The following is an 11549-nucleotide window of genomic DNA, read 5'->3' on the forward strand; positions in this document are numbered from 1 at the left end:
TTGTTAATACAGGAAGGATTTATTTTGTTTATGGATGATGGGGGTAAATTAATATTTAGGGATATTTTTGATGAAAAAAAAATGTACAAAGAGATAGTTAGAGGCTTCTCACCAACTGCAGTGCCATCAGATGCTATTACAAATGCGGAACTAAATGATAAAGAACTGATGATAGAATATTATGAAGGTACAGAATTTTTGGAGAAAAAAGAATACTTTACATTGGAATAAATTAATTGAAGGTTCACTAACATCCACGTAGCTTAGAACTATTAAAAAATACTGAAAATGGTATGTTGTAAGGTGTACTAAGTTGTAGGCTTACTTATATGAAGTAATTGGAGTATTAAGGGAACATAGAATAGTTTAAGATGGCTTAAAAAAGAAAAAATTAATTTTCTACCACATGTGAGTTATATCTCCATGTGGTTTTTTTCGTAAAAAAGCATTTGACATTCTTGGTATATATAATCAAATTCGAAAGACATACTAAATATGTCGGGGAGTGAATGATTGGAATACAATTTATTGCTGACACTTTTAACATGGAGTACAAATCGGTGGCAGAAGCCATAGGGGGTTCCAAGCAAACATTCAGGACTGGATCAAAGAAAGACGGAAAATACCTGAACCGTGTCTGGAGCAATTGTCTGAGTTATTTGGGATTAAGGATCAAACCTTGTTCCAGAAGAAGTTGCTTCCATCAGAAACAACAGAGCATTATTTGCATAATAATCAGATCATTGACTATATTCATGAAGAACAAAAAAAGGGAGCGACTGATTGAACAGTTGGAAGTGTTGGTCAATAATGAAGACAATGAATACTTTAAAAGAATTGAAGATGTAGTTACAGTATTTCAAGAACAGAATCGTAATAAAAAGACAGCATTGGAATTGGTCTTATATTATCTCGTTCACCGGGATAACGAATGGGAAGTACATCCAGATTATGCGAAATACGAAAGAAACAATTCTTTGAGAAGATTGACAAGGTATTTGAGGAAACTGGAATTAAACCTTAATAGGTGGTGAATACGAGGAACTTAATAAATACGGTTTGATACTGAAAGCAAGACCTATTCCTATTGATCAGCTAAAATGAAACAATATAACGCTAAGTCAACTATATTCTATAGGTCAACATATCTTGGAAGCCCTCTTAACTTTGCTGGAAGTGCAATCGGTTCTGGTATAGGTACAGGTGCTTCAAGAAAAGATACAGCCTTAGCAAATTTAGAATATTATCAGTTTTCTAGACTCTATGAGGCCATTCCTCAAACCTTTGGTACAATAATAATTGTATATTCAATTGTTTGGTAAAAACTATCAGATCAAGAATATGAGGCGTCAAAAAAGAGGATAACAGAGCTCGATAATGATGGATTTGCTGCAGACCAAATAAAGTTTGTGATGAGGATTTGACGTTGTTCTTACAAGGAGAGATATGGAGTTTATGCATAATTATTCTATAAGAAAAATTGGGATTGGGATAATATTTGTTGCTTTCCTAATGTTAATGATATCAGGTTGTCAAAAGGAGAAATCTTTAAGTGATCAAATTATGCACATCATAGATGACAAATGCAATTTGAGTGAGATTTGTGATATTTCACTTAACGAAATTACTACATTTAAGTGGGATAAGGTGGTTGTTTTTCAGGTGGGAAGTTCAAGCGAGGAAATTAGTAATGCTTTAGGTGCTAAGTATGAAGGTTCAACTGATTTAATGAGCGGACTTATTTTTGTGTTAGATAACAAAATAGTTTATGAAGAGATGATCCCCTATCAAACAGAGCGCCCTACAAACTTACAAATATTTATAGACAAAAAAGCTAATAAACTTAACAACGTAGTTCTGAGCTTCGATGATGCTATATTAAAAGGGAGTAAGGAAAAGTTGGATAATGTTTCTTATTATTCTATTAGTGCAAAAAATTAATAAGCGAGAAAAACTACATGTGAGTGACATAAATCTATGTGTTTTTTCTATTAAATTAATAAGAATCACATGTCTTTTCTGCCGGATTTAAAATTCTTGAAGTAATGAATGAAAAAGGGCTTATAAAAAAGGGGCCTACAAATTAGAACAACGATCAATGGGTTTGAATCGGAAATTAGAATTTACGTAAAGGATGGGAAATTTATAAAATTGATATGTTTAAAAGACAATAGGGGGAGAAAAATTGAATGAATTTGAAAAAAAAATATCTGAAGCAGTTCGGAATTATGAGATAGAGAAGGTTGAGGCATTCATTGAGCAGCAACTCTTAGTGTATCCGAATAACATCGATTTATTATTACGTCTAGCTGTCACTGTACTAACCGTTCCCTTAGTTGATTATCCTAAGAGCCTCACTTGTATATATCGAATTTATGAACAGGATGAGAAGAATGGGGCAGCAACAATTTTGGAATGCTGTGTTCATTATTATTATTTGGCTGGAATTGATGAGGGGTTAGTTCGTAAGATTAATAATATTAATGTTACTAACACATATGTGAATTCCATAAAAAGGTTAATACTATCATGGCATTTCGCAGTCACGGATAAAGAAAAACAAGTTGAGATGCTAAGACAAGCCATTGCTCTTGATCCAAATAATGTTGAATCATATATACAATTAGGAAGGATTTTTATTGATCAGGGAAATGTTATAGAAGGGAGAAGTTTGATAAAGAAAGCGTTAGAAAATATTAAATTGGTATATGACAAAAATACTATTTTAGATTTCTCAGATTATAATGAATATCTCAATCAGAAAGTGCGGGGTATACATCTAAGTAATGAAAATAAAAAAAAAATTGAACGAATGTTGGTGTAAAAATAAACGAGATCATCGCTTGACCGCATGAGAGTGTACAACTCCATGTGGTTTTTTTGAATTTTCAAAGTCCTTATTGACGTACCATAACGTCGATGCTAATTTACATTAAGACGTAATGATACAGCGAAACCAGTTTTGATGATTGGGGGAATGTCTTAACCGCCACTCGCCCCATGCTGGACAGCCAGTAGAAATAATCACACTATGAGCCCGAATTATCATTTGTTGAACTCAAAATTATGGTATGCCAGTGAAAGTGATCCATCCGCCTTATCCGATAGTTATTCATATAATACACAGAGTCGTGTATTAAGCACCACGAATGCGGTCAAAACCTATGCCAATGTGCTGTATAACGGGTGGGACTCGCGCTGTTTTTGAAGTTTTAGAAAAAACTCATTGAAAGGAGGTACTTAATGCTTGATTTTGAAGAATTTAAAAAATGGATTATAGAACACGATATTGAACAAAAAGCATATAACGGATTTTGGGTTAACATTGAGAATTATAAAATCGAAGAGCCGGATGAATTTATGTGCTATTTTTCAACATACAAAGGAAAAGAGGATAGAGAAGATTTTGAAGTTGAAATTAAATCAGTAGCAATAAATTACAGTAACAACTATCCTAATTGCGACTATAATCATGTCATTGTTACAATCCCTATTAGATATAAAGGGAAAGAGTTTGGATACTACCAACTGCTTTTAAATTTTGACGGTGCACCTGACGATGATTTTTTTGTAATACACTAATATAGCTGAATTTATCAGTAGCTGTTTTACTGCTTTCATGTAAATGAATCTAAATTAAGAATATTTAAAGTAAAGATTCATTGCTTTTTCTAGTAGAATGCTCAGAATATGTGAGAAATTTGTTAAAATACTAAATAGTTTGATTGTGTAAAGCATTGATGCCACATGTGAGCTAAACACTCCATGTGGTTTTTTGTGAAAAAGAGTTTCACATTCACAGTGCCAGGCAGGTAGCGGCTAAAACAGACCGCAATGGGAGCAGCTCTGCGTATATGTGCATGACAAAGCGGGCCGCCTGCTAAGAGCACCATCAAGGGAAGATCCATAACATCAACCAGATGCTCGAATCACTAATGACAGCGGGGGACGGAAGGCTGCGGGAAAAATTTTATATTATTTTTATGAGGGCAAGAATATAAATTTGATTACATTCGATGCGGCATACTATGTACAAGCAAACTTTGACTATGGACCTTATCTTTCTGATTTCATACGATTAAAGACGTGAACAGGGAAGAAATGATATGAGAAGAGCTTTACTATTGTTTATTATAAAAGAGTTTAACAGAAACGGTAAAGAAGCTGCACCAGCAAATTAGCTATCCGTATCCAAGTTATACAAGGTTCTTCTCGGAAGTGGATGGTAAAACGGCACTTGCTTTCTGGGAAGTGTACGCTTCTCTGCATACCCTAAAGGAAATGTCAGAGGAACAATTGGCTGTTTTTTTACGAAGCCATAGTAGCAGTGAAAATCAATTAATAGGTGGGAATAATGCAAAATGATTGGTCTGATTTAATTGAGGACTATGGTTGTGATGTTCAAGGAAAACTTATTTTAAGTCCATTTAAATATGACATTACATTAAAGAATAGAGACACTCTCTTTAATAATGATTTGCTTTTATCAGAAGAAGATAGAAAGAAGCTGCAATATTATGATGAAATATTAATTGGTAGAGCTCAAGACTTTGTAGCGTATTTTTCTTGTATCAGAGATTGGTCTAAAGGGCCTGAACCCATTGTACATTGGTGGTGGCACTTAGACAAAATAATGAAAAATGAACTTATAGTAAACATCAAGGAAGGATTTTTAATGTATTTAGGAGAAAAAATAAGTCTCTATTAACTACATTTAACTGCAATGTGGACTACCCTATATCTGAAAAGGATACCTCAGCGGGAATGTGAACCGGGTATACGGACCCGATGAAACATATGAACGATGCAGGTGTGACGACATCTTATACGTACGATACCTTAAACCGCCCTGACATCCGTACAGGATGCTTTGAGAATGGAAAAAAGTTTCGAATCCATTTGAGTGATTAAATATAGGAGGTAGACAAAACCATGTTTAAATCATTTGATAGCAGTAGAGTTTTTAAACTTTGGTATTATCACATTAGTCATGGAGAATTACTAGTAAGAAGCATTAAAAGCGCTGATAACGCTAAAAATATTGACATTATTTTTATTGATGTTACTTATGTAGAATTACCATATATCCTTACAAATTTAAAAATTGAAGAAGCAAAGAATGAGGACCTTCTTTATATCAAGAAAAAAATCGACAAGGATGTGAGGCTCGAAAATATCACAATTCTATCATCAAATGATAAGCGTTATTTTGTAGTAGCATTTAGAATAAAGGTTGTTGAAAATGAATTAGATATGTTTGAACTGCCTTTTAGCAAACTATACTAAAGAGTTAAAGTAATTCTAAAAAAGATCTTGAGGAGATCATTCAAGGTCTTTTTTACCTTTTCCTATACAGGGGAAAATAAGTTTCAACCGTTAAATAGATTTTAGTTTCTACGTGGTTTGTAGGGAATGCAATCTATAATAAACGGGACTTAGCGTTCAACTTGAGTACCATCCCTATAGTACGTCATTAAGAAACTAACGTAGTACAAATCTTAGATACAAACGGGAAGCTAGTGAATAGCTATGAGTACGGTGTTTGGGGAACATTCTTAGCCAAACAGAGGGGATTTCCAACTCTTTCAAATACGCTGGGGGATCTATGATGAGGAGACAGGTCTTTACTATCTGCGGGCGCGGTATTATGATCCGAGTATCGGGCGGTTTATAAATGAGGATACGTATGAAGGTGAGATTAATAATCCGCTGAGTTTGAATTTGTATACGTATGTGCAGAATAACCCGTTGATCTTCAATGATCCAAGCGGTAATGTTAAAGTGAGAGTTAGCGGTAATCTCGCGCTTGAATTTTTTGGAATAATATTTTCAGATTATCATCCAGATAATACACCAGTATGTAGGGGATTATTGACATATGAGAGCAATAAAGATAAAAAAGAATTAAATAAAAAAGAAAAGAAACATGAGAGATATGTCGTTAATTTGTTGTTAGATATGGGAAAAGATGTTTATTTAAACCCAGAAGCTAAAGGTAAATCACCGCAATATGATTTTAAAATAAACGGCTATTACAAGGTTGAATTAAAGACAGCTTTTCCTGTAGGAGGTAAGTTCAAACTAAGTAGTGCATTTGATGCAATTAAATACGGGATAGAGAAACAAGGTGCAGATGTTGTTATATATGATCTAACATTTGACAATGTTGAATTCGAATTAACGGATATCATCAATCTTAGTTCTAAATTGTACAATTATTTTGAAGACAAACCTTTCAGATATGATGTTCAAGTTTGGACGAATGAGGGAATATACTTTTTTGACGATAGAAAACCAGTTATTATTTAGGAGGGTCTTTCATGGAAAAGCAAGAAATATTTATGAAGGGTTACATAAATAAAGTTATCAAGATAACATTTCTTGATAACTTACATGTAACGGGAACTTATGTTGATTATTATTATTCTAACAATGTTATAGTCATAGTGCCTGAAGATGAACATGATGATGTACGTCTTTTAATTCCGCTAAGTGCAATAAAAACTATAGCTCGTTGGTTCCATTAACGAATAGGATTACTTGAAAGATGATTAAAATGAGAGTTGACAATTCTCTTGTACTTCAGCTTTGGACACGGGAATTTGTTTGCAGGCTTGAGATGGAAGTTACTTGTAGTATTAGGAGGGGTATCATGGAAAAACAAGAGATTTTTATGGAGAATTATTTAGATAAATATATTAAGATAACATTTCTTGATAATTTACATGTAATAGGAATGTATATTAGTTATTATTCATTCAACAATACTATAGTGATAATGCCTGAGGAAGATCATGATGATACAAGGCTTTTAATTCCGCTAAGTGCAGTGAAAACAATTGCTCCATGTCCGATTGACTAGTGTGATTTCTTGGAAAGTGAGGGATTTAAACGACGATAAATAGTGTATCTAGGACCACATGCGAGTACAACAACTCTATGTGGTTTTTTCCTTTGAAATGGCATTTAAAGTCTCGGGAATGGTAGTGAAGGTTAGAAATATAATTCATGACCTGTTCCTTCATATGGAGTATAAATCTGCAGCTTGGAAGATGGGAGTCTCAAATAAATGAGGATACGTATGAGGGGCAAATCAATAATCCATTAACTTTAAATCTATACACATATGTAGCAAATAATCCTTTAATTCATTCAGATCCTACAGGCCATAGTATGGAGCAAGGTACAGGTGGTGGTGGAGCAATGCCCGCTCTATCAGGTGTATCTGATCCAGCTGCGATGGATGCTTTGTTTAAAGCGCTATTTGCTGCGGATATTTTGAAAAATGGTATAGATGTAACTGCTGGACGTTCTTATCTTGATTTTGGAAAAGGTTTTTACGTGACTACTGATCCTGAACAAGCCGAGATTGGGCGGAAAAAATGTATGGAGATGCTGGATTGGTCATGAAATTTACAGTTGATGCTAGAGGATTTGCGCAATTCAAAGGTCTAGTTTTCAAATCTGCTAGTGGAAAATGGGAACGTTATGTGACCCTTGGGCGACAAAAGAAATTAATAGACAATTATGATTATGTTGCTGGTCCATTTTTAGCAAATCCAAATGATATTGGTAAAGGTAAAGCATCAAAAGGAAACCAAATTGCGATCCGTTCTCCAAAAATGGCTGCGTGGTTGTTTAAAGGTTTTGCTAGATTTGAATAATGATAGATGTATTAAAGGAGATATCAAATGAAAAAATTTAGGTATGCAACAACAGAAGAAGCGCAGGAATTTTGTGAAGCAATTGTGATTGAGATGATTAAACTGTTTAATATAAGTGAGGAAGAGGCATGGGGGAGAGTGAATGATTTTTGGAGAAGTCCTTTTGAAGAAGATTACGACATAAGTTACCATGAGACATATAACTACTGGGCAAATACCATATATTTTGGTAAGGAAGCCCGGTGGTGGAAAAGGGAAGGTGATCCAACATTAATGCCTGTGCCTTACCCATATCAGAACTAAGATAATTCTTACTTATGTGTTACAGGGGTAGATTGATAATCCGCTGAGTTTGAATATGTATACGTATGCAGTAATAGTAATAATCTTTTAATTTATAGTGATCCGTTGGGGCATTTAATCGAAAATGATAAGAATCTATCTGAAGCTAACAGAAAGAGACTCAATTTTTATTAACTTCATTTATGAGTGCCCAAGCAAAGCAAGATTTTAAAACAGTTCAAAGTTACTTGGAGTATATCAGGCAGTTAATGAGGTGTAAAATGGTGGAATTTATTTGTCATATTTGTGGTTATGCAGGAATAAATCAGTTACCTTGGGGAATTGATGGGAAAACACCAAGTTTTGATGTTTGCGCATGTTGTGGTGCAGAGTATGGAATTGACGATTTAACAAAACTAGGTTTATTACATTACCAGGCAGAATGGTTGTCAAATGGAGGTAAATGGTTTAATCAACATGAAAAACCAAATAAATGGGACTTAATTGATCAAATGAGAAATATTAGTACAATAGAAAAAGATTATTTGCCATATTATTTTACGGAAAAAGAAGAACAGGGATTTTATGAGGACGTACGAAAAATGATTTCACTATTAAGTACTAAATTGCATGAGTAAACAAAATCAAACTGCTAGGATGATATAATTGGTTGCAATTGGGTTTTAAAGAAATGAAGATCAAAAGCTACTGGATCAATTTACGGTTGGATTTTTCGTTACAGAAGCTTTAACAGTTGAACAGCCAAGAATGAATAGAACAAACAGTTGCCAAGCCATTTTTGGTATTAGAACAAGAGGTTACAGATACTTACTTTTATCTAACAAAAGGCATCGTAGTAGTACTCAATAGAGCTGGTAAGGTTGTAACAACTTATGGAAAGCAAAATTTTGATGAAGCATTAAGGCTTTATTGAAGGTGGAAAAGCAAATATGGAAGAGGATTATTATTGTCCTTTATTGAACAAGGTTATTGAATTAGGTCTTTGCATGGATATTAATTATGAAAGAGAGAAAATAGCTAATTTTAACATACTGACTGAACTTAGAATAAACAAAGAAGAAGCAGATCACTGCTGTACCAAATGTCCACATCATCCTTTTAACAAATAGTATTATTAGCCACATGCGAGTGTAACAGCTCCATGTGGTTTTTTGTATAACAATTCCTCATCCAGTATCTAATGAATCTGTCGAAATTAACCCTCGTAAGTTAGGTCAATTGGCCGCTAAAACAGACCGCAATGGCAGCACGTTTGGTTATACGTATGACGAAATCGGGCAACTGAAAAAAGAGCACCATCGCTACAGTTACTTGGCGAATAATCAGGTGAAGTCGATTACGTACCCGACTCTCACTGACGGCAGTATACTGAATACAGCATATACGTACAACAAAGAACTGGGCTGGACGGAGAGCATGACTAATACGAAGGGAAGCTTCGTGCTTTCGGGGTATAGCTACAGCTATGACAATAAAGGGAACCGAGTTGCGGTAAGCGAGTCACGCAATAACGGGGGGACTCAAACGACAAGCTACACCTATGACGCACTGAACCGTCTCGTGTCAATTACGCGACCAGATGGCGGGAAATACGACGTATACCAATGATGTGCGGGGCAATCGGCAAACCATATCCGACACCAGCAATGTGAGTCTGGACACAGTAGATACGGGCTATACCTATGATTTGCAGCTTAGAATTTAAGACTGCCACTGCAAAATGGAGTCGCTATGTAATGATAAAGATGTCGGAACCAACATAGCGTCAAGGTCAAAGGGAAATCAAATTGCAATACGTTCCGTTAGAATGGCTACATGGCTATTCAACGGATTTAGTAATAAAGTGAGTATAATCATTTCTCCAATTTATAACTTTTGAAAAAATTTAAGGGGGAATTTATATGGAAAAGTTTAGTTTTGTGACAACAGATGAATCTGAAAAGTTCTGCGAGGAAATTATACTAGAAATGATCAGGCTTTTTAACATAAGTGATGAAGAAGCTTGGGGAAGATTAAATGAATTCTGGAAAACTCCCTTTGGAGAAGAGGATATAAGATATCATGAAGGGGATGAATTCTGGGCAAAAACTATTTATTATGGACCAAACATCCGTTGGTGGAAGAGAGAGGGTGACCCTACGTTAAAGCCTGTACCTTATCCTAAACAAAGTACATAAATGTAAAGAGATGCATATTGGTTGAAGTTATTAAATGCAGTGTCTATTGAAAAAAAGTAGTGGATATCAGTCGTATCAATCAATTCCTAGAAGAAATTAAGTTCTAAAGACGTAGAAATTTATAAGTATACGCATGACCAAACTAGTGGATGACTTTTGACCAAGCATATTATATTTACGGTGATGGGTGTTGGGGGGGATAATCGGGGCAGATAACGTAATCGATACCGCCTTTAGAGTGGATGTTAGCGGAGGGTACAAGGGGTAAGGGCTTAAAGCAGTGAAAATTAATTAATAGGTGGGAATAATGCAAAATAATTGGTCTGATTTAATTGAGGACTATGGCTGTGATGTTCAAGGAAAACTTATTTTAAGTCCATTTGAATATGACATTACATTAAAGAATAGAGACACTCTCTTTAATAATGATTTGCTTTTAGCAGAAGAAGATAGAAAGAAGCTGCAATATTATGATGAAATATTAATTGGTAGAGCTCAAGACTTTGTAGCATATTTATCTTGTATCAGAGATTGGTCTAAAGGGCCTGAACCCATTGTACATTGGTGGTGGCACTTAGACAAAATAATGAAAAATGAACTTATAGTAAACATCAAGGAAGGATTTTTAATGTATTTAGGAGAAAAAATAAGTCTCTATTAACTACATTTAACTGCAATGTGGACTACCCTATATCTGAAAAGGATACATCAGCGGGAATGTGACCGGGTATACGGACCCGATGAAACATATGACGATGCAGGTATGACGACATCTTATACGTACGATACCTTAAACCGCCCTGACATCCGTACAGGATGCTTTGAGAATGGAAAAAAGTTTCGAATCCATATGAGTGATTAAATATAGGAGGTAGACAAAACCATGTTAAAATCATTTGATAGCAGTAGAGTTTTTAAACTTTGGTATTATCACATTAGTCATGGAGAAGGGACTAGCAACAAATGCATTGAAAAGTGGAGATGATGCAGTTCTAAATAATTCTATATCTAATATTTACAAGGCGTCGGTGAAAATAGGCAATTCAAATGCTGCGATTGAATACACTACAACTGTTGTGTATAGCGCTTCTTCAAATACAGTTGTCTATCTGGTTAACAATCAAATAGTCCAAACTGTAGTAGTGAATGTTACTCAAGGGCTAACTCAGAACGCCAAGCAAACATATACAAAAGCAAATAACTGTAGTACGAGTTCAGAAAGATTGAAGTATTTAATTTCTTGATGTTACAACTAAATGGGAGTGTAAAAATATTAATAAGAGGTAGTGATCTTTATCGAAAGGAAATTTTTTGCAAGCAATAAAGTCATGTTGTTAGGGTGTTTATTATTTGTCATATCGTCATCATTTCCAATCATTTTATTGAAATTTGGAAACTACAATGA

General features: G+C 34.6%; 17 protein-coding genes and 1 pseudogene. All 18 read left to right on the forward strand.

Annotated elements, in window-relative coordinates:
- On the forward strand, positions 1–231 hold a 231-nt coding region (locus A3849_RS28925; RefSeq protein WP_218619277.1), incomplete at its 5' end, for a hypothetical protein.
- Positions 232–1446: 1215 nt separating this feature from the next.
- Positions 1447–1941 carry a hypothetical protein gene (locus A3849_RS28935; RefSeq protein WP_074114533.1) on the forward strand — a complete coding sequence of 165 codons (495 nt, stop codon included), beginning with the start codon at positions 1447–1449 and terminating at the stop codon, positions 1939–1941.
- A 244-nt stretch (positions 1942–2185) separates the two neighbouring features.
- Complete coding sequence (locus tag A3849_RS28940; RefSeq protein WP_218619278.1) at positions 2186–2824, forward strand: tetratricopeptide repeat protein; 639 nt, start codon at positions 2186–2188, stop codon at positions 2822–2824.
- Between the two features lie 419 nt (positions 2825–3243).
- Positions 3244–3582, forward strand: coding sequence for a hypothetical protein (locus tag A3849_RS28945; protein WP_074114534.1), 339 nt, complete (start codon positions 3244–3246; stop codon positions 3580–3582).
- A gap of 772 nt (positions 3583–4354) precedes the next feature.
- Entirely contained in the window at positions 4355–4708 is a 354-nt protein-coding gene (locus tag A3849_RS28950) for a hypothetical protein (RefSeq protein ID WP_074114535.1), read from the forward strand.
- A 224-nt stretch (positions 4709–4932) separates the two neighbouring features.
- Positions 4933–5286 (forward strand): hypothetical protein, encoded by a 354-nt coding sequence (locus tag A3849_RS28955; RefSeq protein WP_074114536.1) that lies wholly within the window; start codon positions 4933–4935, stop codon positions 5284–5286.
- 372 nt (positions 5287–5658) lie between these two features.
- Positions 5659–5712, forward strand: a pseudogene (locus A3849_RS33790) (hypothetical protein); the annotation flags it as partial.
- Positions 5713–5748: 36 nt separating this feature from the next.
- Positions 5749–6309 (forward strand): hypothetical protein, encoded by a 561-nt coding sequence (locus tag A3849_RS28960; protein ID WP_256701062.1) that lies wholly within the window; start codon positions 5749–5751, stop codon positions 6307–6309.
- 11 nt (positions 6310–6320) lie between these two features.
- Positions 6321–6527, forward strand: a complete 207-nt coding sequence (locus A3849_RS28965) for a hypothetical protein (protein WP_074114538.1) — start codon at positions 6321–6323, stop codon at positions 6525–6527.
- Positions 6528–6652: 125 nt separating this feature from the next.
- Complete coding sequence (locus tag A3849_RS28970) at positions 6653–6862, forward strand: hypothetical protein (protein WP_074114539.1); 210 nt, start codon at positions 6653–6655, stop codon at positions 6860–6862.
- Positions 6863–7008: 146 nt separating this feature from the next.
- Complete coding sequence (locus A3849_RS32590; protein ID WP_143191930.1) at positions 7009–7410, forward strand: RHS repeat-associated core domain-containing protein; 402 nt, start codon at positions 7009–7011, stop codon at positions 7408–7410.
- The gene (locus tag A3849_RS28980) at positions 7407–7664 is read left to right on the forward strand and encodes a hypothetical protein (protein WP_074114541.1); all 258 of its coding nucleotides are present in this window, start codon (positions 7407–7409) and stop codon (positions 7662–7664) included. Before A3849_RS32590 ends, A3849_RS28980 begins: the two co-directional genes overlap by 4 nt.
- A 27-nt stretch (positions 7665–7691) precedes the next feature.
- Entirely contained in the window at positions 7692–7967 is a 276-nt protein-coding gene (locus A3849_RS28985) for a hypothetical protein (protein WP_074114542.1), read from the forward strand.
- Positions 7968–8227: 260 nt separating this feature from the next.
- Positions 8228–8584, forward strand: coding sequence for a hypothetical protein (locus A3849_RS28990; protein ID WP_143191931.1), 357 nt, complete (start codon positions 8228–8230; stop codon positions 8582–8584).
- 312 nt (positions 8585–8896) lie between these two features.
- Positions 8897–9076 carry a hypothetical protein gene (locus A3849_RS32595; RefSeq protein WP_143191932.1) on the forward strand — a complete coding sequence of 60 codons (180 nt, stop codon included), beginning with the start codon at positions 8897–8899 and terminating at the stop codon, positions 9074–9076.
- 109 nt (positions 9077–9185) lie between these two features.
- On the forward strand, positions 9186–9575 hold the full coding sequence (locus A3849_RS28995; protein WP_256701064.1) for an RHS repeat domain-containing protein: 390 nt from the start codon (positions 9186–9188) through the stop codon (positions 9573–9575).
- 293 nt (positions 9576–9868) lie between these two features.
- Positions 9869–10144 carry a hypothetical protein gene (locus A3849_RS29000; protein WP_074114545.1) on the forward strand — a complete coding sequence of 92 codons (276 nt, stop codon included), beginning with the start codon at positions 9869–9871 and terminating at the stop codon, positions 10142–10144.
- A gap of 307 nt (positions 10145–10451) precedes the next feature.
- Positions 10452–10805 carry a hypothetical protein gene (locus A3849_RS29005; RefSeq protein ID WP_074114546.1) on the forward strand — a complete coding sequence of 118 codons (354 nt, stop codon included), beginning with the start codon at positions 10452–10454 and terminating at the stop codon, positions 10803–10805.
- The last annotated feature ends 744 nt before the right edge of the window (positions 10806–11549 follow it).

The sequence above is a fragment of the Paenibacillus sp. P46E genome, from assembly GCF_001909095.1.
In the GTDB taxonomy this organism is placed as follows: domain Bacteria; phylum Bacillota; class Bacilli; order Paenibacillales; family Paenibacillaceae; genus Paenibacillus_AQ; species Paenibacillus_AQ helianthi.